This window comes from Pseudomonas fitomaticsae (genome assembly GCF_021018765.1).
GTDB classification, from domain to species: domain Bacteria; phylum Pseudomonadota; class Gammaproteobacteria; order Pseudomonadales; family Pseudomonadaceae; genus Aquipseudomonas; species Aquipseudomonas fitomaticsae.
Map to the genome: position 1 here is coordinate 1,849,114 of NZ_CP075567.1, position 26,164 is coordinate 1,875,277.

A 26,164-nucleotide genomic window follows, 5' to 3' on the forward strand; every position below is an offset into this window, starting at 1 on the left:
GTATGGCACAGAACAATTTCAACGATGGAACGTCGGGAAGCGTCGTCATCCGAACCGGGCCGCCCGCTTCGGGTGGCGGCTCGGGTGGCGGCTCGGGTGGTGGTTTTGGTGGCGGTGGCGGGGTGTCGGGCGGCTTCGGCAAGGTCAGCAAGAGCAAAAAAAAGGCTCGGGCCAAGGCCAAAGCCGAGGCAGCTCAAAAAAAGCAGGAAGAGCAGGCTGAGGCAACAGCCAAGGCACAAGCCGAAGCGGCAGAGGCACAGGCAGCCGCCGCACAGGTTCAGGAACAGGCGCGTCAACAAGCGCTGATGCAGTTCCTGGCGGGATTGGCGCAGCGACATGACGCCATCAGGGCCGAGGTCGATCGTCGCTTTGCCGAAAGGACCAGGCAACTTGCGCCGCTTCTGGATCAGGAGATTTTGGCGGCGCGCAGGGCCCCTGACAGCCGCTACAGCGAGCGCTGGCAGCTCTACCTGATTACCAAGGAAAAAAATGAAATCGACGGGCTTATTGCCCGCAAATCCGTAGACCTCGATGCAAAGAGCGCGACCGCCCGCGCCTTCGATGGCCACGACCCGCTGACGCGCACGTCCCACGACTACCTGACACGACTCGGCCAGTTCGGCCAGGCGCTCGACGACGGCCACCGGATCTGGGAAAGCGCTTACACAGCGGCCCATGAAGCGCGGCTACTTACCTCGCAGATCCATGCCCTGCGGGAAAAGTCCGCAGCAATGGCCAGACATCACGCCGAGCAGACCGTGGTCTGGCGTGCAAGGGAAGCGGTTTGGGAGGCTCAGCGCCAATACGCTGCGCAGCGCGAGGCACGGGTTCGATTCAAGCAACAGGCCGATGAAGATGCGCGGGTCAGTCGAACCCGACAGGCCAATACGCTGACCGTTCCGCTGTCGTCGATGACGCACGGCGCGATGGTGTTGACCCGTTCCGGGGCACTCGTCGCCCAGCAAGCGGGTGCACTCATCGAGGCCGGTGTACGGCAAGCGATCAAACACCTTCCCCTCGCCATGCTTGTTCCCCATCCCTCCACGGTATTGATCGGCGGGTTGGTGTACTCGCCAACGCTGGGCGATGGAGAACTGACGCCGGAACAGCGACGACGATTGTTTCAGTCTGTCGCCGTACCTGCCCAGGCGCTGGGGCTTTCTGATGAGCAAGCGCTGCGCTCGATCGCCGATTCGGGCGGGTCGGTAGACATGCCTTATCGGCTCAAACCCGAGGCCGTAGCGCAAGGCACCGCCGTCATTGCCGTCACCACCGGTAACGAGATCAGCCCCAGTGTGCCGGTCATCAACGCGGTGCTTGATCCGCTGACGGGCAACTACACCGCAGAAGTCCCCGGTTCACCACCCCGACACCTGCAGTTCACGCCCGATGCGAGCATCACCAAAGAGGTTCCGAGTCAGGGTCGGATAGCGCTGCTGCCACCGGTTGTTCAGGACTTGCCGAAAAGCGTCGACCTGCGCATTCAGGACTGCATCATCTGCGTGCCGGGTTCGGCGCCGATGTACCTGTCCTTCAACCTGCCACCGTTGGGCGCGGGCGTCGTCACCGGCAAGGGTCAGCCCGCCACGGCTGACTGGTGGAGCACGGCCAGCCGCAGCACCGGTGCAGCCATTCCCAGTCAGATCGGCGACCAGTTGCGCGGGCGCGAAATTCAGTCGTTCGGCGCATTTGGCGACGCGCTGTGGCGGACATTGGGTGAGCAATCCGCACTCACCAGTCAGTTCGATGAGGTCAACAAAAAACGTGTCGAGCAAGGCTTCGCGCCTTATGCGCCGAAAAGCACATGGGTGGGCGAACGCCGCGAGTTCGAACTGCGCTTTCAGGACGATGCAGCCGTCGGCGAGAACCCGTTCAATCTCGACCGGGTCAGCATCGTTGCGCCGCGAAGTGCCCACGGACGGCGTGGTGTCCTACCTGCCGTCCAGCCTTGGCCGATTCCTCCAGTGGGCATTGGAACCTGGACCCCGTTGGTGCCGCCGGGCAGCGAACACCTCGGGCCGACCACCACACCGATTTCCCCTTCGACACCCACGGCTTACCCCGGCAACCCGCTCATCCCGATCCTACCGGCAAACGAGACGTTTCCGGCTGTTGATGAAGGGCAGGCGGGTGCGAGTATTCCGGGGTTCCCGGGGGATATGGAGCTGCCTGCGCCGGATGTTCTGTTTCTGGATCGGCGGGATGATCCGGGGGTTGCGACGGGAGTCGGGAAGGCGGTTACAGGAGTTTGGTTGGGGGAGGCGGCGAGAACCGTGGGGGCGTCAATTCCTGTGCAGATTGCCGATCAGTTGAGAGGGAAGGAATTTGCCAATTTTCATCGGTTCAGGGAGGCGTTTTGGAGGGCTGTGGCTGCTGATTCAAATCTCAGCATTCAGTTTTCTGATCACAATTTAAGGCGAATGCAGGTCGGGATTGCTCCTTTCCCACCGGCTGTAGATCAGAGAGGAGGAAGAAAGACGTTTGAACTTCATCATGATGTGGAAGTTGTTAGTGGAGGTGAGGTTTATGGGATCGACAATATTTTGGTGATGACGCCACGGCGACACATTCAGCTGCACCAGGAGAGGAAAGGAAATGAAATTTAAAGATAAATTTGAGCACTACACCGAAGCCGAGTTTTTATCTTTTCTACAAGGATTCGTGCACTTTCCCAGCGGGTTAGAGGGGGCAGCGTTAGAGGTCCATCTGGACAGACTAGTCGATCATTTCGAGCTAATCACCGAACACCCCGACCGCTCGGACGTCATCTTCTACCCCAAGGAAGGACGTGAAGACAGCCCCGAAGGCATCCTGAAAGAAGTGAAGGAGTGGCGCGCACTCAATAACAAACCTGGCTTCAAACCTGAGTAACTTTGAAGCAAGTGACCAAGGACGGAGGGCATTCGCTTGAATGCCCTCCGGTGTCATGCGGACCTACAAGGAAGTTAAAAACCATGAAACTCAAACCAACCCTCGGCGATTACACCGAGCCGGAGTTCCTGGCACTGGTCGAGCGGATCTGGGCCGTCGATATGCCCAAAGCGGATCACGACCGATTGATCAATCATTTCGACCGGATTTCAGGTCATCCCAAAGGGGCCGATCTGTTGTTCTATCACCCCGAGGATGATCCCAATCCGAACGCCAGTGGCTCGGTCGTTTATTACGTCAAAGACTGGCATCGCAAACAGGGTCGGGTTGCGTTCAATGGACAGGCTGCGCCCCCGGCGGTTGCGCCCGCGCAATGGCCGCCGGCGCCGATGGACCGGGCGCAGATCGCCCGACAACGCATTGCCCAGACTCAGGCCGAGGTACAAAAACTCATTGCCGATCTGGACGTTTCCGAGCGCGCCGCCCAGGCGGCACTCGCGGATCTGCAACTGCGCATCAGCCATTTGCGCCAGCAACTGAGTACGCAAGCGCTCATTGCCCAACGAGAGCTGGATATCCGTGCGCTGGAAGAAAGCGAATTTGATTCCCGCCTTGCCATGCAACGCTTTCGATACTGGCAATTGCACGTGCAACTCAAAAGAGACAACGCGCAACGCGAGGCCACGTACGCAGGGACGGAACGAGGGCAGTGGCAAAGCATTTCGCAGCAGATCAGTGCCATTTACGACGGTTATGTCGCGAAGTTGAATCAACTCAATCCGCGTCTCAGGCAACTTCAAACGGAGGCCGAAGCGCTGTTGTCGACGGCACAAACTCAACTTGTGGGGCTGCGCGATCAGCAACAACTCGGGCCCGCGCAGGTCGGGGCTCAGATGTTTTCCCCTCTGGTTTTCGCCGATGTGCGTCCGGCCATCATCGTTGAAGGCGCACTGTCGCCACCGTTGGAAAACCATCGCGTCGATCTGCAAAAGGCCATTCGTTCGGCGGTGGCGGAGTTCACCTGGCAGATCACCTCCAGTGCTCCGACGCACCAAGGTCAGTATGCCGCTGTGCTGCAATTCGAGTTTCGCAGTCGCGCCGAGGTGGGCCGGTTTGGGGTTTGCGTTCCGCTGGCGGACCTTCTCTCGATTGAAGGACTGGATTGGCACTACCTTGCGCAAACGCAGGGTGCGGTCGATGTCCCGTTCAGAATGAGCAGCGGCACCTGTTCCGTAGCGCCCGGAACCTTGTCCCAGGGCATCAGGGAAATCAAAACCTTGCACCAGGTGGCCCTTTCACCGGTGAGTACGGGCGACTCGTCATCGGGTGTCAGAGTTCGCCCGGCAGTCTGGATTGAGAGTACGCAAACCTATTTGTTCACGGCTGAAGGCGTTGCGCCGTTGTCTGTCAGTTGGTCTCCTTCGGGCGTAGACGAGAATTCCCCGAAACGGACAACGTTCGCCGATCATCGCCTGGGGTTCCTGCGCTCGGCAGCGGTGCCATTGCTGGAAACGTTCATCGAACCCTCAACCGTGGTCTTCGATGACTATGTCGTGGTGTTCCCTGCCGACTCGGGCCTGGAGCCTGTGTATGTGATGTTCAGGAATCCGCAGGAGTTTGCCCAGGCAGCCGGCACTACTCCGGCGCCAGTTGCCCCACCAGAAACTCGATAAACGCCCGGGTCTTCTGCGGCACCCGCCGCGCTGACGAATACACCGCGTTGATGGTGATCGCCGGGGCTTGCCATTCGCACAGCACCGGCACCAGCCGCCCGGCCGCCAGTGCTTCTTCGACGATGAAGTCCGGCAGCAGCGCAATGCCCATGCCGGCCTCGGCCGCTTGCGCCAGCAGGTCGCCATTGTTGGCGTGCAGCGGGCCAGTGACGTTGACCCGTTGCGTTTCCTTGCCGTTGCACAGTTGCAGGCTGACGCCGCTCTGCAGATAGCCGTAGTTCAAGCATTGATGTGAGCGCAGATCCTGCGGGGTCTGCGGCGTGCCCGCGCGTTCGAGGTAAGCGGGGGAGGCGACCATGATGCGCGGGGCCGGCGCCAGTTGCCGGGCGATCATGGTCGAGTCGGGCAGGCTGGCGATGCGGATCGTCACGTCGAACCCGCCCCGCACCGGATCGACCTGCTGGTCGCTGAGCACCAGTTGCAGCTCGATGTTCGGGTGCTGCTCGTGGAACAGTGGAATCAGCTTGCCCAAGCGCCGCAGGCCGAACGACATCGGTGCGTTCACCCGCAGCACCCCACGCAATTCGCCCACCCCGTCCCGCGCTCGCTGTTCGGCCTCGTCCAGTGCCGCAATCACTTCCCGCGCCGCTTCGAAATACTCGGCACCGGCCTCGGTCAGGTGCAGGCTGCGGGTGGTGCGTTGCAGCAGTTGTACGCCGATGGCTTCTTCCAGCGCCTGAATCTGTTTGCTGACTTTCGAGCGGGGCACGTCCATGGCCCGGGCGGCGGCTGCGAAGCCGTTTTCGCCGACCGTTACCACGAAGGCGCGCATGCATTCGATGCGATCCATGATTGTCCCTTTTTTAGAATCAATGATTCTCGATTTTAGGGAATTGTCCCTTTGTCGGCTAGCCCCTAAAGTGACATCCAAGCCGAGACAACAACGCCGCAGACGGCAAAACGCCTCGACTCACCCAATACCCAATCGAACTTTGAATCGACATCAAAAGGAACGCGCCATGTCTATCCGTGAACTGCTGAACCCAACCAACTCTGCCCTGATCCTGATCGACCACCAGCCGCAAATGGCGTTCGGCGTGCAGTCGATCGACCGTCAGACCCTGAAGAACAACACCGTCGGCCTGGCCAAGGCCGCCAAGATCTTCAACGTGCCGACCATCTACACCTCGGTCGAAACCGAAAGCTTCAGCGGCTACATCTGGCCGGAACTGCTGGCAGTACACCCGGAGCAGAAGCCGATCGAGCGCACCTCGATGAACTCCTGGGAAGACAAGGCGCTGGTTGACGCGGTCAAGGCCACCGGCCGCAAGAAACTGATCATCGCCGCGCTGTGGACCGAGGTCTGCCTGACTTTCCCGGCCCTGGAAGCCCTGGCCGAAGGCTACGAGGTGTACATCGTCACCGACGCGTCCGGCGGCACCACCAAAGAAGCCCACGACATGTCGGTGCAGCGGATGATTCAGGCGGGCGCGGTGCCGGTGACTTGGCAGCAAGTGCTGCTCGAGTACCAGCGTGACTGGGCGCACAAAGACACGTATCAGGCGGTGATGGACCTGGTGCTGGAACACAGCGGCGCTTACGGCATGGGCGTCGACTACGCCTACACCATGGTGCACAAGGCACCGCAGCGGCAGGCCTGATAAATCGGCGGGACAAAAAAAGACGCAACCGGGGTTGCGTCTTTTTTATTGCGTTCAAGAAAGCCCTACATCAGATGTTTTTCAGCCTCTGGAATATGGCTCGCGCCGAGGACTGCCGGCAACAACCCCGTCCGCAAATCCCCACCGCTCGGCTGCTGATACAGATTCAACCCAAACTCCGGCAGCACCGCCAGCAGGTAATCGAAAATATCCCCCTGGATCCGCTCGTAATCGGCCCACACCGTGGTGGTGGTAAAACAGTAGATTTCCAGCGGAATGCCCTGGGCCGTGGTCTGCATCTGGCGGACCATGCAGGTCATGTTCGGCTGGATCTCCGGGTGGCTCTTCAAGTAAGCCAAGGCATAAGCGCGGAACGTGCCGATGTTGGTCATGCGCCGACGGTTGGCCGACATCGCCGCGACGTTGCCCTGAGCCTCGTTCCAGGCCTTGAGCTCGGCTTTCTTGCGGCCCATGTACGCGGTCAGCAGGTGCACCTGGGAGAGTTTCTCTTCTTCATCGTCGCGGATAAAGCGCACACCGCTGGCGTCGATGAACAGGCTGCGCTTGATCCGTCGCCCGCCGGACTGCTGCATGCCGCGCCATTATCACCGGTACCACATTAATACTATCCAGCGCCCCTTAAGCCCCTCAACTCCCAGAACGCGTTCAAAAATTAACCAAATACCCCCAGCGCAGTATCTTCCACTAGGACGCTCTCTACCCCTATAATAGGCAATATACACATACTAACTACTACCTACTACTAAATCCAAAAAGCCTCCAACCCCAGAAGCCACGCGTCCTCCGCCAAGCTGAAGACCCCAAGTAGATCATTCCAGGCAAAGCAGACGACGATCAGAAGACACAGACCTCACCAAGTTTGGCAGCAAAGGGCGTGGAGAAGAGGGCAGGAGAGCTAACACCATGACAGTCAGCTTGAAGATCAGGACGCTGTACCAGAACGACAATACGGGGCGTGAGATCGAGCTTCCCGCGCTGCTCACACCCCAAGGCATTCTGATCTCCCATCTGAGGTTCCTGGCCTCAACGCGCTACCTCAAGAAGAGTGCCTCATGGCGTGAGCGGAACGTATTCGCGATGAGGCTGCTGCTGTCTTACATCGGTGCGAACGAAGCTCACTTCACCAAGACGACAGAGCTCCTGGAGTCGTTTGCGACAGCACTGCAGTACGGGACGATCAATATTGAGAGCCAACAGGATCCTGGTGGGCTGTACTGGTTGCCGCGTAAAGCCGAGGATGCCCGTACGCTCTTGCAGCACATCACCGCGTACACCGACTGGCTCGTTGGTGAGTCTGGACACGAGCAGTCCTTAGTGAACCCATTTAGGAAGGCGACCTCTGTGGAGGAGCGGATGAACTGGTGCGCGTACTACCAGCGTCAATCCAATGTGTTCCTGAATTACCTCAACAAGCCTGAAGACGCGGCGGCTGAGAGCCAAAGAGTTCGTCGCACGCAGACTTCGAACGTGCCTATGTTCAATAGGAGGCCAACGAAGCGCTTTCCCGAGAGTGAGATTAACAACTTGCTTGAAACAGGATGGGTGCGGCGCATGGCCGATCCGGAAGCTACGGCAAATGACCGTATCGATTGGAAGGGAAGGGCGATCACAGTCTTGATGCATTATGCGGGCCTGCGTAAGAGCGAGATCTTTCACTTGTTTTTGTCTGATGTGATCGTCGACAGGAAGCGTAAGGAAGCCTATGTACGTATCTGGCATCCTGAGAATGGGCGAGTTCAAGAAGAGGGTTATACCAATCGCCGTGACTATCTGAACCGGCGTTATCGCAGAAAGCCTCGCACGGAGTATTCAAAGACGGACTCGCTACATGCCGGCTGGAAGTCCCCGCTGTTGACTGATGGTTCTGATGGCTTTCTTGAAGTCTATTTCTATCCATTAGATATGGCCAAGGTATTCCTTCACTATTACGCAAACTACCTTAAATATCAGCGAGTCGACCCTCTGCCGACTGAAGACCATCCGTACGCGTTCACGAACACAGACGGTCGGCCTGAGACGATGAAAAACTTCAACCGACAACACCGGGATGCAGTGCACCGTATCGGCTTGGAGCACTCCAAGAAGCTCGGAACCACTGAACATGGTCATCGTCACGCATACGGCTACAGGCTCTGTGAGTCGGATCTTTCTGAGGAGTTTATTCAGAAGGCCTTGCACCATCGCAATATCGAGTCGCAGCGGGTCTACAAAGAGCCTACGTACGAAGACACTAGGGTCGAAAGGATGAAGGGTGAGAAACGTCTCGCAGAGAAGCGTCGGGAAGCACGCGAGCTCCAGAGCGAACGGGAAGGATCCTAGCCGATGCCAGCTGTCCGGATTGAACCCCGGGCAGCCCTAACATTCGAGTCTTCTACCAGCCTGCTCGCGTTACCAACCTGGCTGCTCATTTCGCCCGCCGGCCACATTTCTCTACCTCCCCGACGTCAGCCACACCCTGCTTTTCTGCCTGAAAGCCTATCAAAACCTGAGGTGAGCCCATAGCGCCGAAGGCCTCTGCGAGAGCTCAAGTCCCCCTCCTGATCAACCTGCCAAAGGACTGGCCGGCCAGAAATAGCCCGAAATCCCTAAAAACGACCTAAAATGTAACAAAATGTTTCTATGTGTGCTCAATTCTGAATTGAGCAAACGCTTGGGCCGGCCAGAAAAAAAATCCCAATTCAAAATTGGCGACCCTTGCGCGAAATTCCGGGCCATTGGCCCGTATGAGCTCGCTAGATTTCGTGATGTAGATTTCAATTCAAAATTAATTTCAATATAAGTCTTAATCTAAATTTAGAATTAGGCATAAATTGCTTTTTTCACAATTAAGTGGGTCTTTTCAGTCGTTTTTATTTGAGGTAGTTTTGCTGGCCTCAGATCAAACGTTGGAGAGCGCCCATGGCCAAGTCAGGCGGCAAGCAGAACTATGCCCAGAAGAAAGCAAATGAAGAATTTGGTCTAGGTGAAAAATCTAAAGTTGATCAAGGCCAAGCTGAACAAGGCCAGGTTGAGCAGGCTGGAAATCAAAAGTTTGCACAGGGGTACGATAATAACCCTTCGCCACAGCCTACAAAGAAAAGGCCAACTCGAACTTTCAATCATGGTTCGCGCCGTCCAATCCTTGTTGCTCAAGTATTTAAGACTTACGAAGAAGCCAAGGCATTCGTATTGGAGTGCGGTGTCTCAAAAATTAAAGATTACCGAACTCTTCAGGAGCAGCATGACGATCTGCCAAAAAGTCCTATAAAAGTGTACGCGGGTAAGTGGGTTGGCTGGAATGAGTTTTTTGGTATTCCAGAGTTCTACACATTAAATGAGCTGCAGGAGGTTGTTCGGAGCTTGGGGTTGACCACTGTCCGCGCTTACCAAAAAGCATGTAAGCAAGATCCGAGAATCCCACGTGCTCCTACTCGGGTCTATAAAGACTTCCCGAGTATCCCCGTCCTTCTTGGAACAGAGGAGCCGTCATATAAAACCATCGAAGAAGCCGCTGCAGCATGCTCGCGACTGGAGATCCATAACGCTGACAGTTACAGGCGTAAACGTCATCTCGACCCGCGCCTACCCAAAAGCCCAGCCAAAACATATGGTTGGGCGTTTAAGAACTGGGGTCAATTTTTGGGTAGGGATGAGGCTGATGTTCGGGATCCAGCAGCTGACGGTTATTACGCTACTGTTGACGAGTTCATGGAGGCGGTAAAGCTTCTGGATGTTACGTCTAAGGAAGACTACGCTCGTAAATTTCGCACTGATCCTAAGTTGCCTCCCCGGCCCGAAAATACCTACCTGTCTCATTGGAGGGGCTGGGCTCCCATCACGCAATCAAAGACAACCTACTACTGCACGACCTGGCAGCAGGCACGCGAGCTAGCATTGCCACACAGGTTCTTCGGTGCAGAAAACTATCGAAAGAACTGGAAGGTCGACACGCGTCTGCCTGCCGCGCCTGATAGGCGTTTCTCCGATTTTCCAGGTTGGCCAACTTTCTTGATGCCTGAAGCGTGCAGCACTCTGGATGACCTGAAGCTGGCGATCAAGATCCTCAAGCTGAAGGATAAAAGCGATTATCAGACAGCCCGCCTCAGCTACCCTGTACTTCCGGAGGCCCCGGAAGAGGTGTTTGGGCAGGAGTGGAAAGGGTGGCCGAATGCGTTGGGGCTGCCGGAGCCTTATTCGTTTGAAGACCTTAAAACGATCGCTACTCGATACAAGTGCAAGACTCGCTCTGATTATCGAGCACTCTGTGTCAAGTTGAAAGATCCGAGGATGCCCTACAATCCTGAGATGATCTATGAAGAGTGGGTAAATATCTTTGAATTCTTAGAGCAGGATTTGCCTTTCAGGCTTGAGCAAATCTCGGATAAAAGCAAGGGTTGGCACGATGATATCGCGCACTTTGTTAACAATAGCCCTGTGAAAGGTTCGTTGGAACATTCACTTTGCAAATTTCTGCGAAATTATGTCGAGCCGAACGATCTTGGCGCCAATGTGCGTGAGTTTTTGACAAAAAAGGTGGTCGATACCAAGAAATACCTCAATTTTTTGCAGGCTGAGTCCGACCCGATCATTGGGCGCCGTATCTGGCACGAGGTGAATAAATACCTGAAAGATGCATTGAAGCGTCACTTCACTGAGGAGGATGAAAACGGCTTCGTCTACATCGTGCCTGGTGCATCCAATCCATTGGCCGCTGTTGAATTTATGGGGCAGAGGGAAAAACCCTCCGAATCCGTCAAGCCGGTTCTCGCCTACCAGTATGTTGAAGAGGTTCGTAACTGGATCATCCCGCCGGAGGCGAAGACGTTCGCAGATCTGAAGAATATCCAGAACTATGACGCTGACTACTATCCTGTGGACAAGGAAATGATCGACTTTGATGACCCCAATTGCATTTGGCGGGAATCAGGTGGCGAATACTACCTGTGGATTCCGGTCTTCTGGATCGCGCTGTATTGCATGGTCTCGGTACCCGCCCGTGGCCGGCAGATCATGTATAACGACTCGGGAGAGTCAGATGATTACTTCGTCAGATTCGTCGATGGTAAACCCGACTGGGTGAAAAACCTGGGGCCCTTAGTTAAGCATGGGCGTCAGGAAGGCTTTGTGCGACGCGAAATGGACTCAGAGGGTAACCCAGGTTGGGGCATGCACTTTACGAGCAATAAGACCTCCTACGACGGTGCCGGTTACGACGTCCCTTGGATCCCGGAACCGATGATCTATTGGTTAACGGTGCTGCGGGACTGGCAGCGCAAATACAATCCCATTACCCGACTAACTCCTTGGGTGGATTGCAGCAAACGTACAGGGCTCTCCAAGAAGAAGCTTGCTCGCAAGGGCTCGAATACTTTCCTGTTCAGGGCATTCGGTGAGGATCAACCCCCGACCTTCGCTCCGCCTCTGACCACGCGCTTAGCAGCGGCGCTGTACAACATCCAGCCCAAGAACCTGACGCTAGCAACCTTTGAAGAAGGTGCTCGTCCTAGTGCGTTGACTGCCTACGAGTCTCGTTTCACTCCGCACTCCATGCGGGTGAGCCTGATTACCGCTTATGTCGCTGAGTTTGGGATGCCCATCCACATCATCATGAAGATCGCTGGCCATGCTTCCATCGTGATGAGTGTCTACTACACCAAAATTGGTGGTGCGAAGATGCGTCACGCGATGGCAGAGGGTGAGAAGCGAGCCTTGATGAACAAGGCCGTGCATGCTCAGTTGATGATTGAGCAGAATCGGATCGATGAGTTGAGGCATCAACTGGTTGCTAATAGTGAGGAAGCTCTCGCTGCGCTGATGTCGGGCATGACGGGTACCCAGTTGGTGCGCGACTATGGGATCTGTCCGTATGCAGGTTCACGGTGTGAGGATGGCGGGCCGGCGCTCAATTCGCTTGCTTATGGGGCGACCCCGGCTGGGTATCTAGGCATGCAAAATTGCCCGCGCTGCCGGCATTTCATTACTGGGCCTGTATTCCTCGGTGGCCTTTCTGCGTTGTGGACTGAGATCAGTCTGACCGTGACCTTGGTTTTCGAGCAATACAGCGCTTTGGAAACGCAGACTGCCGAGAACAAGCAGCTGATCCAAGCGCTCGATCGTGAGGAGGTGATGTGCATGAGGGCGGGCATCGAGTTTGATGAAGCGAGGCGGCTTGGGCTAGAACTCGCCAATAGCCGACTGCACGCTGACATGGAGTCACTGGCGACGAAAATGGATTTAAACCTGTGTGACATGCAGGCAATCACTCGGCTGATCAATGATTCTCGTGTCGTTTTGAGCAACCAGGCTGAGGTGTCAGCAGAAGGAGAGGAGATGCCTCTGCAGCTCATTGCTACCGACCGCAGCGACATCGAGATCGAGTACGAAGAGACCTCTTTCTACCAGCATCTGAACGAGGTGTGCGTGAACGCCACGATCTACCAGTCGTCTTCTGCTCTCATGGCGACCCCACGCCGTTCGCAAATAATCGATCGGATGGCGCAGTTGAATGACCTTCGGCCCAACATGTTCAACCTCAGCGAGAAGGAGCAACTGATCCTAGGTAACCAGGTCACCGATTTCTTTCTGACTCGGCTTCACAGCTGGAATAAGGTCAATAAGCTGATCTCTGGTGAGCTCTTGATTGATGACTTGCATGGCCCGGATCGTATCTCGAAGCCTGATTTTGCAAGGTTGCTGGAGACGAAGCCATCCCTCAACTCCACGGCTTTGCCCTTCATGGAGCAAACAGAGTCGATCGAGCTGGAGGCCTTTGCTTAGTCGTCTGTGATCAAAAAGATCGGGAGAGCGATGCATCATTGATCGCTCCTTCGGTAAAGTATCTTCACGAGGCCGTCTCTCTGAGACGGCTTAGGCATGAGTGGGTCGGCCAGAGAACGAGAGAGAAATGACACCTGAGGAAATGCTCGCCTTGCTGTGCGAGAAGAACCCGAAGCAGCGAGCTTCGCTTGAAGCGATCTTTGAGGTTTGCCAGGAAATCGTGGCGGAGAAAAGTACTGATTTCTCCTACGCCAATGTCGCGCGGCTCGGGGAGTCGAGAAAGGTGCCGAAGGCACAGAGCATCGCCAACAGCACCGGTGATAACTACAAGGCGCTAATCAAATGCTTCGCCAATTCCTCAGCCAGTCGTAAAAGGCCCAAGCGACCACGTCGCGGGGATGCATGGGCCGACGAGATTCAGGATCCACAATTGCGGTTGCTGGTTCAGCAGACTCTCGTCGAGCTAGCTGAGGCACAGGCTGCTCTCAAAGAAATCCATCCCCCTGGAAAGGTGATCCGGATTGACGACCGCGCGGGTGGTGCACCGGACGTCAAGCTCAACTCATTAGAGAGGCGTGCGCTTGAGTACTTGCGTTCGAAAGACTTCTTGAATGATTTCAAACTACAGCACGGCGATCTGGGCGATGTGCTCGACCAGAGGGGTAGGGCAATCTTCAAGCCTGGCACTCTCGATGCGCTTGAGAAGGTGCTGAAGTTTCTCTGAAGCCGCTCATGAGAGTGCCTCCATCAGCATCATTTCGTTCAAGTGATGAGCAATCTTCTCTGCGGGGATGAAATGCAAAAGTCCGTGTTTTTCGTTTGCAAGCGTGACCATGCCAGCGAATTTCCACACGTCGTCGATATCGGCGATTACCACTGAGCCGCTCATGCCATTGAAGTCGCTCGGGCGATCGCCGACGATTTCTATAGTTGAGAGGCCCCGGATTTTTGGCTCGGAGAGTTCTCCCCTGAGCCAGTGCAAGCGCGCACCCAGGACTTTTTCTTCATAGTCGTATTCTCGGCCCTCGTCGGGATAGCCGAAGACGTGGAAGGAATCCGCGCGACAGAAATCCTCATCCTTAATACAGCAGGCGGCGTCCAGGCTGGTGAGCCCCGCTGCGAACAAATCAGCATGTTGTTCTTTCACCACACGGAGGACGACCAAGTCTAAGTCAAGATCGGGGTCAGACTCTTCCGGAAAAACCGCGCGTAGGTCAAACAGGATGGAGATAGGCGCGTTACGCAGCAGAATCCGCAAATCGTCATGTGTGGCGAGTTGGTTGTTGAGCACGTGCATGGCGGTTATGACGAAGAGTTCACCCTCGTACTCCAGCACAAAAGCAGTGCCAACCCCGCCATGGGTGTAGTAGTCGCCGAGATGTTCGCTGCTGAGGATCACCGGATGAACCTGGCCCAGCATCATGTCTGTAAAGGCATCTTTTGACATGAATTCTTCCGAGTCCTGCATTTTTAACCTCCTCAATATCGGCTTGCGGCTGCGGGTTCCAAGGTCTTGTCTTCGTGGCAGATTGTGGCCTCCGACGAAGCACCTGCGGAGCCCCGGGTGCCCTGTCAGTACCAAGCGCACGTCCATCCTCGACCAACGCCTGTGAGTCTACCTGGAGCGCAAAAAACAGCCCTAGGATGAACATCTATATCTGATGGCAATATTGATAAAAATATTTGTGAGCCAAGAGCGAATGGGTTTGATAGCCTATTGCCACCAAAGTAATCAGTATGGTTCGGGTAGGCTTAATGGACGATCACTCATCCCTCTATTCCTTGGCGCTTCTGGGGGATATTCCGCAAAATCTTCGGATGGCACTTCGCGGTAGGATTTTTCGCTGTGTGGAAGACCTTGGGCTTGAGGTTGGCCGGGATGTGAGCCTGATCGAGGGCAGCATCCTTGATTTCAACCCTGCTATCGAGCGGTGCTGTGCAGCACTCTGTTTTAGCGTCGCAAGCCATGAAGAAGCGTCCGTTGAGAGGCTGATCCAGCGCCGTGTTCCTCTGATACCTGTCGCTCAAAGTAAACGTACCTTTGCCTCGGAGTTTCCTGGGGCGCTAGGGGCACTCAATGGGCTTGAGGTGGGCGACGGTGTTGAGGTGATTACCACCGCTCTTCTGGAAAGCGCTGCGCTCATACCGAGACAGCGGCGTGTGTTTCTCAGCTACCGTCGAGTCGAATCCACCGAGGTAGCCCTGCAACTCTATGCTGCCCTGTCAGCTCGCCAATACGATGTATTCCTCGACACTCATGGCATCCATTCCGGCGAGCATTTCCAAGAGGTGCTTTGGCAAAAGCTGTGTGATTCAGACGTGATGGTTTACCTGGACACCCCTGGGTATTTTGACAGCCGGTGGACGGGTGCTGAATTTGCTCGGGCGACCTTGCGAGGTTTGTCGGTGTTGAGGGTGGCTTGGCCGGAGGTGGAGTCCAAGACGACCCAGATCATCGGTGGCGAGATCGTGCTGCCCGAATCCTCCTTCACCCCTGCCGATGGCATCACCTCCAGCGGCGTCACTGCAAGCAGCGACAGTCCCAACACCAACACCACCGATGCCATCAATGCCAAGCTCAACCGAAAGATTGCGGAAGAAGGCATCGAAGAAATCGTCCACATGGTCGAGCTGCTTCGTACCCAAAGCGTGGCGAATCGGTACTCAAAAGTGGTCAACAAGCTAAAGAACTCGTTGGCTGAGTATGGTGGTGAGATCGCGGGCCATTCGGTTAGCAGAAGCCTGATCGTCTCAATCGGTGGAAAGAAGATCGCTGTTTATCCCGAGCTCGGTGTACCTACGAGCCATGCGTTGTATGAGGCTACCCTGGATCTACACCAGCCTCCTGTTGCTGTTGTTTACAACCAGGTGGGCATTAAGGAAAGGAAATGGCGAGCGCATATGGAGTGGTTCGGCAAGTATGTTGAGAATCACGTTCGACTGGTCACTACTGATGAAGCTGCCTGGGAGTTGAGTGTGTGGCATCAATCTCGTGTGTAGATTCATCGAGAGCCTTGACCCAGGTCGATGACATGGCGTCATGATGATGTATAGCCACTCAAGCAGCCAGAGACCATAATTATGAGCAGCATTTTTCTTTCCGCTAGCGTTCCAACCTCTGATAGCGAGTACTACAAGGGTTGCAACCCCGTGTTGATTCAATCCGCGTTGCGCTCCTTCTTGTTCAGTGTTGTGGGTCGTAAGCATCTGGTCTTTGGCGGACATCCATCTATCACGCCATTGATCCTGGCAGTTTGTGAAGAGCTGGGTGTTGAGAATAAGAAAGCAGTTACTCTCTTTCAAAGCCAGTACTTTGAGAAAAGCTTTCCAGCTGAGAGTTTTCAGTTTGACAACTTCATTCTCACGCCAGCGCTGGAGTCAGTTGACAAAAGCCTGGCGGTGTTAAGGAAGCAGATGTTCGCAGCATATGATTATGACGCTGCGGTATTCATTGGCGGGAAGGAAGGTATCAAGCATGAGCATAGGCTGTTTAGGAATTCCTTCCCGTCCGCAAAAGTATTGGCATTGAAGAGTCCTGGCGGTGCGGCAGCAACTATCGGTGGTTCGATGGTAGAGGATGATGAGCTGCTTGATTATGATGGGCTGTTTGGCAAAGGCCTGAAGATTGGCAAAGAGTTGCTGAAAGATGTACCTACTCCGAGGCTCAAGCGCGGTATGAACTTAAACAGGGAGATATGAAATGCATTACGGTTTCGACATGGAGCTTGGTTCAGGTGAGCTGGCACTTGATCCTCTGGTTTTGATGGATTACAAAAATGAGCTTGGCAAGAAGGTTGTTACCTTACAAAAATATTTCCTGGATGATGGCAAAAGCATTGATGCGGAATTGATCGCTAAGCATCTGTTTCCCGCCATGCATTGCGATGTGTTTATCTCTCATTCGTTCAATGACCAAAATGCGGCCATTCAATTGGCTCATAATCTAGGAAAGAAAGGTATTGTTGCATTTGTTGATTCGATGTTCTGGGGTTCGGCTTACGAGCTGCTCAGGGCAATCGATAACAAATACTCCATACCTTTGGGGCAGAAAGCATACGACTATAAACGACTCAATCGCTCTGCGGCTCATGTAAATATGATTTTGGCCAGCGCTTTGCAGAAGATGATCATGCGCTCGTCGATGCTTTTGTTCTTGAATACTGAGAACTCTATTTCGACTAAACATTCCGTCCAGGATGAGAAAAAGACTCACTCTGCTTGGATTCATATGGAGTTGATGTTTAGTCATATGGTCTGGCAAATCGAGCAGGACAAAAATATGCTTGATGCGGCTTTGGAGTCTTATTCAACAGACTCTCTGCCGATCTACCACAAGGCTCATACTGAGCACTTGAAGCCACTTACGTACCGAGATTTTTCGGCCTGGGTTAGAGGCTATAGCAACTCCGGAAACCCTCAAGGCTTTGCAATGGCAGCAAAAAATCTTTATCGCGGCCAGAGCAGAGTCTACTAAGTGGATAGAAAGCTAAAACACCTGGAGTTTGTGCAGGCCGTCATCAATCGTTTGTCTACCAACTCTTTCTTGCTCAAGGGGTGGTCGGTCTTACTGATCTCCGGGCTTTTTGCGCTTGCTGCGGCTCAAGATAACAAGGGTTTTGCGATTTATTCCCTGGTGCCCGCGATTGCGCTATGGGGCCTGGATGGTTACTTCCTGGCCCTGGAGCGCAACTACCGCAGCCTTTATGACCAGGTGCGCCGATTGACTCCGGATGAGGTCGATTTTGCGATGACGCTTGTGGTGTCCAATGGCAATCGTGATTTTTTTCAGGCCTGTTTTTCGAAAACGCTGCTGGTTTTCCATGGTGCAGTGATCATTTCTGTTACGGCTGCGGCAAGCATCCTGTGACAGTCGGTTAACCAGTAAGCGAACGGCCAGCACAACACCATTCATCCAACACCCAAGCCCAACAACGCCACGGCAAAGACCCCAGCGCAGGCAGGCCATATGAGAGTTGTGGGTGCCCAGAGTCTTGACCTGCCATGGCGTTTTAACAGGATAGCCAGCAATGCCCGTTGACCTCGGTAACCTTCGATCTGCGGCCTCACGTAGCCGCCATTACTCTACAGCTACAAACTCCCAGAGCGCCCGCGCGCTGGGTTACAAGACCGCGTTCCTATGCCATAGCCACCAGGATCGAACAGCGGTTCTGGGGTTGCTTCAGGTCTTCAGGGAGCAGGGGCTGCATCTCTATGTCGATTGGATGGACAGCGAGATGCCAGCGACAACAAATGGTGACACGGCCAGGAAGATTAAAAACAGGATTGTTGAAGCCGACCTGTTTTTGTTTCTGGCAACACCGAACTCGTTGGCATCAAGATGGTGTCCATGGGAAATTGGCTACGCCGATGGTGTGAAGCGATATGAAAGTATATTTGTCATCCCTACCCATGAGCGCGGTGTGACGTACGGGAATGAGTACGTCGATATCTACAGGCGGATAGACGAAGCTAACGAAGGTGGGTTGGCTGCTTGGTATCCACGTCGATACAACGATGGTGTTACCGCGCGTTCACTTTAGTGCTAATGGAATTTCAGGCTTTCGATAAGGATCATCATGACGCCAAGCATCTCCGAATTTTCGTATGGCTATGCAGTGACTAGCGAGGTTGTGAAACTGCTGGGGTCTTCGATCGCTGCAGCTCCTCAATTTCCGACGCTGTATGCTGAGGGCCAGGCGGGAGGAGGGTATGACGTCAAGATTGTTGGAGGTACTCCGCTCTTTTTACAGTTTAAGTTGAGCCACTACATGGGGCGGAGTAACGCGAAAGAACACGAGCTAATGGGTGGGCCTTACTACCGCTGGCATCTGCATTCACTTCAGCGATCAGATCAGCACAATCTGCTTCTGGATCTTGAAAGCAAAGGACATCTTGTGGCCTACGTGGCCCCCATATTTTTTCAGTCTGCGGAGCTCAACACGCACTATTTAAACGACCAAATCCTGGATAACTCGGTGGCTTTTCGACCATCAGATATTGGGCCACTGCCTGATGATAAAGACCATTACGTGGTGTTCAGGCGGGTGGGTACGGCTTACCGCTGCTCCGAGAAGCCTGCCCAGGTCAAGTTCGATAAATTGAGCCGTTTCCTTACCGGAAGCCTGAAAAGTCCTCCGCCGGAGCCTTTGAGTACGGAAGGGGTGATCAGGCTGGGGGATGAAATCGTTGAGGCAGTGAAGGTTGCCAAGTTGCGCCGGTTCAAAGACAACTGGTCTCGACCGAAGGAAATCGATACTGAGCAGTTGAGCAGGGTGATCCGGGCCCGGCCTTCGCTTGAGACGCTGTCATTGATCTCCCGTACAGTGCTCGATTCAGAGCTGCTGGTGGTGAATCCTCAGTGGGAGAGAACTCCCAATAGCTGAATGCCCCAGAGACCATCGCCACCGTTGCGCGCCCTGGGCAGTCGACCATCGCCGGCGCCTGGCGCAGGAGTGCCGATGGAAGGTGCTATGAAGGGCTTGAAGGGCTTGCTCGCTTCGGGCCGGTTCGCCCACAAGAACAACATCTCAATAACCAAGGTACTCATGCATGAGTGAGCAGGAACAGGAAAAGGGACAGGAACAGAAGCAGGAATACGCTTTTCATCCCGCTGATCTGGTCGAATATGTGATGGATAAGCCCATTGGTGCAGCCCGCGCGGCACTGATAATTGGGCTGGAAGGCGCTGATGTTCACCCTGAATTCATCATTGATGAGCTCGCGGGAAATATGGAGTTGAATCAGCGTTTCCTGAAAAAGCTCACGGGTGCCTTGCGGAAAAATCCGAATAAAATAATTGGTGATATGCCTAATCATATCCAAGCTCTTCAGCTGGAGCGCGACCTCGGCTTATGATGTTCTCATATTGCAATTCAGCAATCACAGTGCCTTTCCGGAGGTGCAGCTAATGCCAATTGGTGAAATACCCATCAAGACTCCTCCTCCCCCTGAGTTCGAGCTTACGGCGTTAGATGTTGAGAAAGGTGCGCCAGTTCAGCCACTAGATCGTCTGCAGATCATGTCGGCGCCTGAATGGGAAGTTTTTACCTCCGAATTCGTATCCTACCTAGATAAGGACTATGACTCGGTAACGCTGTGTGGCGGCGGCGGTGATATGGGGCGTGACGTCATCGCTAAGTTCGCAACAGGATGGGATAACTTTCAATGTAAGCACTACAAAGAGAAGCTGAGTATTGCTGACGTCGCTGCTGAACTTGGCAAACTCGTTTACTACACCTGGAAAAATGAATACACCCTGCCACGTAAATACCGCTTTGTGACCCCGAAAGGGTGCAGTGCGCCTTGCATGGGCATATTTACCAAAAAGACTCGGATCCAGGGAGAGATAATCAAGCGCTGGGATAAGGCGTGTAAGAATAAAATTACTAGCAAAGAATCAATTCCTTTAGAGGGCGACCTGCTAGATTATCTAAAGACCATCGACTTTTCGTTTGTTGATGAGATCTCTTCGCTAGACTTGATAAAGATGCACGCCCGGACGCCATATCACACGTCCCGATTTGGTAGCTATCATCTAAAGCGTCCTGTAGCTCCAGCGGTCGCGCCAAAGACCGTCGCTGATAACGAGAAGGTCTATATTGGAGCTCTCTTGGACGCTTTTTCAGAGGCTGATGGAGCTGAGTACTCATTTGAAAGCATCATGGAGAGTGAGTATGAAAATATTCTGGATCGGGCTCGGATAAATTTCTTCAGTGCTGAGTACTTAGAAGTATTTTCTCGGGATGGGTTTCCTGCGGACTGCTATGACAAGCTTAAAGCAGAATGCCATGAGGGCATAGACAGTGTCTTGCACGAGAAACACGATGATGGATTCCAACGGTTTCTTAAAGTGAGCACGCACGCTGTGTGTGTACAATACGACTCTCATCCGCTCCGTCATTTCTTGCAAGTCGCCGATCGTAAGGGATTATGCCATCAGTTAGTGAATGATCGAAAGTTCACTTGGGTGAAGAAGAAAAAAACATGAAATCAAAGGATTTGTACAATAGTCCTGTGGAGGTTGGCGCGCGTATTGTTTTGTTGCTCGCAGGCCTTACCCGTACGCTTGATCTGGACGAACTGATTTTCTTGGATTACGCATCAATTTATAGTGGTGACTTTCAAGGGGGGCCAAGCTTGCATCCCATGATGGTAAATCGTCTGACTGAGCTGGTTCGTCGACGGGAAATTTTTCCTGGCGCTATCAAACTTTTTACCTCAAAGGGTTTGATGAACTCTCAGATTGATGAGCAAGGCTTTCGATATGCCGTCACTGACGAGGGCAGGGCTTTTGCCACCAAGTTGACGACTGATTATCACGCTGATTTCAGACGGCGTGTATCTTGGGTTGAGGAGAATATTGATTACCTCATGGTTCAGCGTCTCACCATCTATAAAGTTGAGAGGGCGGTCTGATGTTTATTGAAAGTGTTATTGTGAGTGGCCCTGAGCTTGCAGATGCTGCTGTTTTTTTTGAGAAGGGCGCCAATGTTGTTCAAGGTGGATCCAATACCGGTAAGTCATACATCGTTCAGTGCATAAAGTTCGCCCTTGGTGCGACCAAGCCACCGAAGACTATTAAGGAGTCGCGAGGGTATACCACCGTCAAGGTGAAGTTTGTGCACGATGATGGGCGTTTCTTCACCATTGTGAGGGAACTCACCGCAAGCTCCAAGCCGAATTTTTATGATGAAGAGAGTAAGGTGCAGACTCTGGGGGTTAAGCACAATCCTAGAAATATGAGTTCGGTCTCCAATCAGTTTTTGAATAGGTTGGGACTGAATGGGAAGCTTTTGCTGAAAGGTACAACTTCTCTGAGTAATGCTTCTTTCACACTTCGCGATTTCGAAAAAGTTTTTTTGATGGATGAGACGCGAATTGTGGCTGACTACTCTCCTCTAGGTACAGGCCAGAATAATGAGGGGCCTAAAGAGAAGTCCATCCTGAAGCTGCTGCTTACGGGGATGGATGATGCAGGGGTTAAACAGGCCAAAAAGGAGTTGGCGTCAAAGGGAGCGTTGAAGCACCGCTTTAATGCTGTCGAAGAAATCATCAAGCAGTTATATCCGGGTAACGACACCGCTGAATGCCTTGAACTCCAGAAGCTCAGTTCGTTTGCCGACCAGGTCGCGCTTCGACTGAAGCAGGCTGAAGATGAATTGCAAGGCGCGTTTCATTCAAGTGAAGACTTGTTCACCCAGAAAGCCAATCAAATTGCTGAGCTGGAGGTGGTCGAAGGCAAAATTGCTGAAGACAAGGTACTCCTTAGCCGATTTGACATGCTTGGGCAGAAGTACGAATCAGACCGCCAGCGTCTGCAGGGCATTGAGCAAGCGGCAGGCCTGCTTGATGACTCAGATTCCGTGCTTTGTCCAACGTGTGGTAATCATTTTGACTCCGAGTCATGCACGACGGACGTAGATGACATCAAAAAGGGTGTCTCCTTTGAATTGGATCGAATATCGAAGAACATTCACGAGCTTGCTGAAGCCCAGGGATCTCTCACGGCAGCGATTGAATCGAACAGTACTAGTGCTGAGAGCACCAAGACCTCAATAGCGGTATTAGAGAAACTGATAACTTCGGAGCTCCAGAGCTCGGTGCTGGCAGTGAGTGACTTGAAGGAGCTTGCCTCGTGCCTCAAGCATGATCATTCGGTGCTGAATAGACTCGTTACCGATAAGGCCAAGCTGAAAGAAGAGCTGAAACGACTAGGTGTTCTGCTGCTTGAGGAGCAAAACACCTATACCCCTGAAAGCTTTGAGGAGTCTGCCAAGCCGCTGGTGAAAGAGATTCAGGACATCTTGCAGCGTTGGAGCTTCCCGAATTACTCCCCAGTGGAGTTCGACTTCGGAGCGCGGGACATCACCATTGGCGGCAGCGCGAGAGGTAATTTCGGGAAAGGGTATCGGGCCATCGCTTCCTCTGCTTTTGCTCTGGGGTTGATGAATCTACTGAAGCTATCTGGGCGCCATCCTGGCTTTGTAGTGCTCGATTCGCCGCTGACCACGTACAAGGAAGGGGATCCGGAGCCAGAGGAAGGTGATGAGGAAGTAGCTGCGGACGTGATTTATGCGTTCTATCAGGATATTGCTGATAACTTCAAAGATTCTCAAGTGATTGTATTTGAGAACAAGGAGCCTGATATGGCGCTTATCCCTCATATGAACTACCAGCACTTTACGAAAAGCAAAAAGATTGGGAGATATGGCTTCTTTCCACTGAGAGGCTGATCCAATGATGCAAGTCGGTCACCCGTCACTCGGCATGGTGATCGACCTACTGAACGCCTGGCCAGCAATATCGTAGTCTCTGGTCGTTCGAATAGCTGAATCATTCGTGCATGAGATTAAGGGCGAAGCGCTAGGGCCTGGCTTCCATCGCGCTAAAATCCAAAAGGGGGGAAGGCTAACCTTCCCCCTGAATTGCACGCCCGCTGGCCTAGTTAGACCGCCTGCATGCACTCCACAGCAGGCTTGGTCAGCAGGTACTTGCAAATTGAGGCAAAATCCAAGCCTTGCTGTTTGAGCTGCTCGGCGGCCTCGGCTTGCCAGACCAGATCACCCTGCTCGAAGAAGGTTGTCCGAAGCTGCCTGATCACCTGTAGCGCATGGGCGGCGAAGACCCGGAAGTCATTGAGTTCCCAGTAAAGTAGTCCTGCAGCGTGGAAGGTTGCGGCGGCGCTGATCTTGGTCGCCGGCGTAACGAGCACCGTTTGGAACTCGCACTCTGTGGACTCGGCCACGTTTGCCCGCATCCAGTCTGGATGAGATGTGGCTTGGCGAGCTTTGTTGACGCTCAGCGTGCCATCAGTGGTGTTCACGTAGTCCTCGAACACGATGCAACGCCCACCAGAGATCCACCAAGGATCCGGTGAACCTTCGCTTTCAACTTTCCCTGCATTGAAGCCGAGCAGCGATCCAAGATCCTTCTGCGCATTCTCGAAGGTGTCAGGGTGTCGTAGCCCCTCAAGAATGGACTGCTCTAACTTTGCAAAATCGCGGTCATGGGTTGCCCCCAGGCGTGTCAGTTCTGCCCCCACCCGTTCCACCTGCTGCTGCAATGCAATGTCATCCGCCTGGGCTGTGACAGCCTCACCAACCTCTTTGCGCGCAAAGGCCGTGAGCCACGGAATATTTGGGGCGCATCCGTGAGCGTCTTTGAAGTATTGCCTGGACTTTGCCTCCATGGCTGCATTTCCGCGCAGCGCGGCGAGGTGACAGGCTGAGCCGGCTAAGTAGTTCCAAAGCGCTCGATAGCCTCGTAATTCGGGAGCTGCCAGTGTCCCAAGAACACGATCGGCAGCGGCGATAGCGCCATCAAAGTCATGTCGCCAGAGTGCTGTCTGATAATCAATTTCAGCACCTACTGCTTTTGCCAGCTCTTGGATTGCTGGCATGAATTGCTGCTGTGCTCGGTCACGCTCTTCCAGAATCTGCCGATTGGCATGTTCCCAATCCCAATCGTTTCTGAGGAAAATGTTGAAGTTCTCCATCAGGTCAGCCAGTCCGGTGTCTTTCGATTGATGCGTTCCGAAACTGATCTCAGCTTGGAGCTCCGGGTGAAAGTACGGACGACGGCGGACGTCAGCCAGGTAATCGGGCAATTCCTCTCCGGATACAACCACTGCTGAGTAGTCTTCTAGAGAGCGCGTGCATCGGCCAATAGCCTGAACCACACGAGTCTGGATACGTTCGTTGTACAGCGCATTGGCTGCCATGCGCGTCATCAGGAATCGTTCCTGGGCGTTCATCGCTTTGGGCAGTCCCTCGATGAACAGCAGCCGGCACTCGTCACCTGCGAAATCAATTCCGTCGTAACGGTTGGCCACTACGGCAACCGCTTGGGGCAGTCCGACAAAGTCGGATTTGGACTCTTCGATGTCGCTCGCATGGAAAACCGGGAACTTCAAATTTTCATCGATATCTTCGGCTATGGCAGTCGCTGCCTTGTCGCTTGGGACGAGCACAACGCTGCGACCTGCCCGCCGCATCAATTGTCTTCTCAGCTCAATCGACTGATCTGGCGTCAGAGACATTTCAGGGAAGATGAAGAACCTGCGACCTACGCCTTGTGTGTCCCAGCCGTCCGGCGCTGGCAATCGCAAGATCGACTTCCGTCCAGTGAGGCGTTCCAGATCGCCACCAGCGCCCAAGGTGGCAGACATGAAAATGCGCTGCTTGGCGGTTTCAAATGCTGGGTGGGAAAAGGTTGGAGGGAGCAAGGGCCGGATCAAGATCTCCTGGGAGGTGAGATAGATATGGCATGCTTCCAAATGCCCTCGAATTAATGACCATGGGTAAGCCAGTTCGGTGCCGTTGGTGTGGGCGTCCAGAATTTCGATGATTTGCGGGGCAAGACGGGTAACGGTGGGGGTTGCCAGCTTGTCGACCCAATTACGGTCTACCACGTCCTCCCAGACGCCTCGCAGGCGAGATAGGTCAGTGGCTGATAGGCAGGGCGCGACTGCGTTGCTCAAGGCTTGATGGAGAGCCTTGTGGCGGTCTTCCACGCGGCTGACGCGCAGTGTCCAATGGGCGGCGATGTAGTTTTCGCTGGCGTGGGCATCATCCACAAAAATGACGTCGGCCTGGTCGAAAAAGGGGTTTGTATTGAACAGGCCGGAATAGGTGGTGATTGCGATCTTGTCAGCTTGGAGATAGTCCGTTTTGTCCCCAGGTGAGTAGTCACGCTGCTTGCCCACGAAGGTTGCTACGGAAAGGCCGTATTTATCATTTGCTTGCTCGGCCACCTGATGAACCAGTTGTCGGGTGGGGCAGAGGTAAACAACCCTTTCTCGGAATTTGCGTCGACGCCACTCCGCAATCAACAAGCCTACAAGTGTCTTGCCACTCCCCGTCGGTAGCTGGAGTGCAACATCTGGAGTGTTGATCGCTTTCGCAGCATAGGCCTGCATCATGCTGGCCTGGTGTGGCAGTACGTCAGGGAATTTGCGACGAGTAAGCTCTCGGAATAGCTTGTCGGGAGTTTCTGGAACAGTTGAGGCGGTAGGCGGGGTCTTGAAAGCCATTCTTCACTCCTTGAGATTGATCTTCTTAACACGTTGCTGCTGAAGGTCATGGCGATGCTGCAAAATAAACTCCTCGCGCGCCACCTTGCTGGCATCTTAGATCAGGCTCAGGGGATTAATGGCCAATTAAGGCTGAAATCAGAGCAAACCTG

20 protein-coding genes and 1 pseudogene are annotated in these 26,164 nt (G+C 54.0%); 17 read left to right on the top strand and 4 right to left on the bottom strand.

Annotation, left to right across the window (positions count from 1 at the left end):
* The first annotated feature begins 2 nt into the window (after positions 1–2).
* The 3 genes from KJY40_RS08345 to KJY40_RS08355 all read left to right on the top strand — a co-directional run bounded on the left by KJY40_RS08345 (position 3) and on the right by KJY40_RS08355 (position 4,544).
* The gene (locus tag KJY40_RS08345) at positions 3–2,606 is read left to right on the top strand and encodes an S-type pyocin domain-containing protein (protein WP_230736098.1); all 2,604 of its coding nucleotides are present in this window, start codon (positions 3–5) and stop codon (positions 2,604–2,606) included.
* The gene (locus tag KJY40_RS08350; protein WP_115076929.1) at positions 2,596–2,871 is read left to right on the top strand and encodes a bacteriocin immunity protein; all 276 of its coding nucleotides are present in this window, start codon (positions 2,596–2,598) and stop codon (positions 2,869–2,871) included. Before KJY40_RS08345 ends, KJY40_RS08350 begins: the two co-directional genes overlap by 11 nt.
* A gap of 83 nt (positions 2,872–2,954) precedes the next feature.
* The gene (locus KJY40_RS08355; protein WP_230736100.1) at positions 2,955–4,544 is read left to right on the top strand and encodes a bacteriocin immunity protein; all 1,590 of its coding nucleotides are present in this window, start codon (positions 2,955–2,957) and stop codon (positions 4,542–4,544) included.
* Here KJY40_RS08355 and KJY40_RS08360 read toward each other — a convergent pair.
* Positions 4,507–5,394 (bottom strand): LysR family transcriptional regulator, encoded by an 888-nt coding sequence (locus KJY40_RS08360; protein ID WP_210711170.1) that lies wholly within the window; start codon positions 5,392–5,394, stop codon positions 4,507–4,509. The two genes, KJY40_RS08355 and KJY40_RS08360, sit on opposite strands and share 38 nt — an antisense overlap.
* A gap of 169 nt (positions 5,395–5,563) precedes the next feature.
* Between KJY40_RS08360 and KJY40_RS08365 the strand changes: the two genes are divergently transcribed.
* Positions 5,564–6,205 carry a hydrolase gene (locus tag KJY40_RS08365; protein ID WP_007956548.1) on the top strand — a complete coding sequence of 214 codons (642 nt, stop codon included), beginning with the start codon at positions 5,564–5,566 and terminating at the stop codon, positions 6,203–6,205.
* Between the two features lie 65 nt (positions 6,206–6,270).
* Here KJY40_RS08365 and KJY40_RS08370 read toward each other — a convergent pair.
* A pseudogene (locus KJY40_RS08370) lies at positions 6,271–6,807 on the bottom strand (mechanosensitive ion channel family protein); the annotation flags it as partial.
* A 322-nt stretch (positions 6,808–7,129) separates the two neighbouring features.
* Here KJY40_RS08370 and gmtY point away from each other — a divergent pair.
* From gmtY to gmtX, 3 genes are all read left to right on the top strand, one after another.
* Entirely contained in the window at positions 7,130–8,545 is a 1,416-nt protein-coding gene (gmtY, locus tag KJY40_RS08375) for a gamma-mobile-trio recombinase GmtY (RefSeq protein ID WP_230736102.1), read from the top strand.
* A 579-nt stretch (positions 8,546–9,124) separates the two neighbouring features.
* Positions 9,125–12,982 carry a gamma-mobile-trio integrase GmtZ gene (gene gmtZ, locus KJY40_RS08380; protein WP_230736104.1) on the top strand — a complete coding sequence of 1,286 codons (3,858 nt, stop codon included), beginning with the start codon at positions 9,125–9,127 and terminating at the stop codon, positions 12,980–12,982.
* Positions 12,983–13,109: 127 nt separating this feature from the next.
* Entirely contained in the window at positions 13,110–13,706 is a 597-nt protein-coding gene (gene gmtX / locus KJY40_RS08385) for a gamma-mobile-trio protein GmtX (protein WP_230736106.1), read from the top strand.
* 6 nt (positions 13,707–13,712) lie between these two features.
* Here the strand turns inward: gmtX and KJY40_RS08390 are convergent, their stop codons facing one another.
* Complete coding sequence (locus tag KJY40_RS08390) at positions 13,713–14,450, bottom strand: serine protease (RefSeq protein ID WP_230736108.1); 738 nt, start codon at positions 14,448–14,450, stop codon at positions 13,713–13,715.
* Positions 14,451–14,737: 287 nt separating this feature from the next.
* On the opposite strand from KJY40_RS08390, the gene KJY40_RS08395 reads away from it, so the two are divergent.
* From KJY40_RS08395 to KJY40_RS08440, 10 genes are all read left to right on the top strand, one after another.
* Entirely contained in the window at positions 14,738–15,982 is a 1,245-nt protein-coding gene (locus KJY40_RS08395) for a toll/interleukin-1 receptor domain-containing protein (protein WP_230736110.1), read from the top strand.
* Between the two features lie 81 nt (positions 15,983–16,063).
* Complete coding sequence (locus KJY40_RS08400) at positions 16,064–16,681, top strand: SLOG domain-containing protein (RefSeq protein WP_230736112.1); 618 nt, start codon at positions 16,064–16,066, stop codon at positions 16,679–16,681.
* Between the two features lies 1 nt (position 16,682).
* Entirely contained in the window at positions 16,683–17,456 is a 774-nt protein-coding gene (locus KJY40_RS08405) for a toll/interleukin-1 receptor domain-containing protein (RefSeq protein ID WP_230736114.1), read from the top strand.
* Positions 17,457–17,849, top strand: a complete 393-nt coding sequence (locus tag KJY40_RS08410; protein ID WP_230736116.1) for a hypothetical protein — start codon at positions 17,457–17,459, stop codon at positions 17,847–17,849. It abuts the gene before it with no gap.
* A gap of 160 nt (positions 17,850–18,009) precedes the next feature.
* Positions 18,010–18,522 carry a toll/interleukin-1 receptor domain-containing protein gene (locus tag KJY40_RS08415; protein ID WP_230736117.1) on the top strand — a complete coding sequence of 171 codons (513 nt, stop codon included), beginning with the start codon at positions 18,010–18,012 and terminating at the stop codon, positions 18,520–18,522.
* Positions 18,523–18,558: 36 nt separating this feature from the next.
* Entirely contained in the window at positions 18,559–19,365 is an 807-nt protein-coding gene (locus tag KJY40_RS08420; protein WP_230736119.1) for a hypothetical protein, read from the top strand.
* Between the two features lie 166 nt (positions 19,366–19,531).
* A complete protein-coding gene (locus KJY40_RS08425; protein WP_230736121.1) occupies positions 19,532–19,837 on the top strand; it encodes a hypothetical protein in 306 nt (101 codons plus the stop codon).
* A 52-nt stretch (positions 19,838–19,889) separates the two neighbouring features.
* Positions 19,890–20,969, top strand: coding sequence for an ABC-three component system protein (locus KJY40_RS08430; RefSeq protein ID WP_230736123.1), 1,080 nt, complete (start codon positions 19,890–19,892; stop codon positions 20,967–20,969).
* Positions 20,945–21,397, top strand: coding sequence for an ABC-three component system middle component 2 (locus KJY40_RS08435; RefSeq protein ID WP_230736125.1), 453 nt, complete (start codon positions 20,945–20,947; stop codon positions 21,395–21,397). Before KJY40_RS08430 ends, KJY40_RS08435 begins: the two co-directional genes overlap by 25 nt.
* A complete protein-coding gene (locus tag KJY40_RS08440) occupies positions 21,397–23,214 on the top strand; it encodes an SMC family protein (RefSeq protein WP_230736127.1) in 1,818 nt (605 codons plus the stop codon). Before KJY40_RS08435 ends, KJY40_RS08440 begins: the two co-directional genes overlap by 1 nt.
* Positions 23,215–23,426: 212 nt before the next feature.
* Here KJY40_RS08440 and KJY40_RS08445 read toward each other — a convergent pair whose 3' ends face one another.
* Positions 23,427–26,012 (bottom strand): DEAD/DEAH box helicase, encoded by a 2,586-nt coding sequence (locus KJY40_RS08445; protein ID WP_230736129.1) that lies wholly within the window; start codon positions 26,010–26,012, stop codon positions 23,427–23,429.
* Positions 26,013–26,164 lie beyond the last annotated feature (152 nt).

Bases quoted from the DNA above. Each gene is read 5' to 3' on its own strand.
- KJY40_RS08345 (WP_230736098.1), top strand. From the start codon at position 3: ATGGCACAGAACAATTTCAACGATGGAACGTCGGGAAGCGTCGTCATC.
- KJY40_RS08350 (WP_115076929.1), top strand. From the start codon at position 2,596: ATGAAATTTAAAGATAAATTTGAGCACTACACCGAAGCCGAGTTTTTA.
- KJY40_RS08355 (WP_230736100.1), top strand. From the start codon at position 2,955: ATGAAACTCAAACCAACCCTCGGCGATTACACCGAGCCGGAGTTCCTG.
- KJY40_RS08360 (WP_210711170.1), bottom strand. From the start codon at position 5,394: ATGGATCGCATCGAATGCATGCGCGCCTTCGTGGTAACGGTCGGCGAA.
- KJY40_RS08365 (WP_007956548.1), top strand. From the start codon at position 5,564: ATGTCTATCCGTGAACTGCTGAACCCAACCAACTCTGCCCTGATCCTG.
- gmtY (WP_230736102.1), top strand. From the start codon at position 7,130: ATGACAGTCAGCTTGAAGATCAGGACGCTGTACCAGAACGACAATACG.
- gmtZ (WP_230736104.1), top strand. From the start codon at position 9,125: ATGGCCAAGTCAGGCGGCAAGCAGAACTATGCCCAGAAGAAAGCAAAT.
- gmtX (WP_230736106.1), top strand. From the start codon at position 13,110: ATGACACCTGAGGAAATGCTCGCCTTGCTGTGCGAGAAGAACCCGAAG.
- KJY40_RS08390 (WP_230736108.1), bottom strand. From the start codon at position 14,450: ATGCAGGACTCGGAAGAATTCATGTCAAAAGATGCCTTTACAGACATG.
- KJY40_RS08395 (WP_230736110.1), top strand. From the start codon at position 14,738: ATGGACGATCACTCATCCCTCTATTCCTTGGCGCTTCTGGGGGATATT.
- KJY40_RS08400 (WP_230736112.1), top strand. From the start codon at position 16,064: ATGAGCAGCATTTTTCTTTCCGCTAGCGTTCCAACCTCTGATAGCGAG.
- KJY40_RS08405 (WP_230736114.1), top strand. From the start codon at position 16,683: ATGCATTACGGTTTCGACATGGAGCTTGGTTCAGGTGAGCTGGCACTT.
- KJY40_RS08415 (WP_230736117.1), top strand. From the start codon at position 18,010: ATGCCCGTTGACCTCGGTAACCTTCGATCTGCGGCCTCACGTAGCCGC.
- KJY40_RS08420 (WP_230736119.1), top strand. From the start codon at position 18,559: ATGACGCCAAGCATCTCCGAATTTTCGTATGGCTATGCAGTGACTAGC.
- KJY40_RS08425 (WP_230736121.1), top strand. From the start codon at position 19,532: ATGAGTGAGCAGGAACAGGAAAAGGGACAGGAACAGAAGCAGGAATAC.
- KJY40_RS08430 (WP_230736123.1), top strand. From the start codon at position 19,890: ATGCCAATTGGTGAAATACCCATCAAGACTCCTCCTCCCCCTGAGTTC.
- KJY40_RS08440 (WP_230736127.1), top strand. From the start codon at position 21,397: ATGTTTATTGAAAGTGTTATTGTGAGTGGCCCTGAGCTTGCAGATGCT.
- KJY40_RS08445 (WP_230736129.1), bottom strand. From the start codon at position 26,012: ATGGCTTTCAAGACCCCGCCTACCGCCTCAACTGTTCCAGAAACTCCC.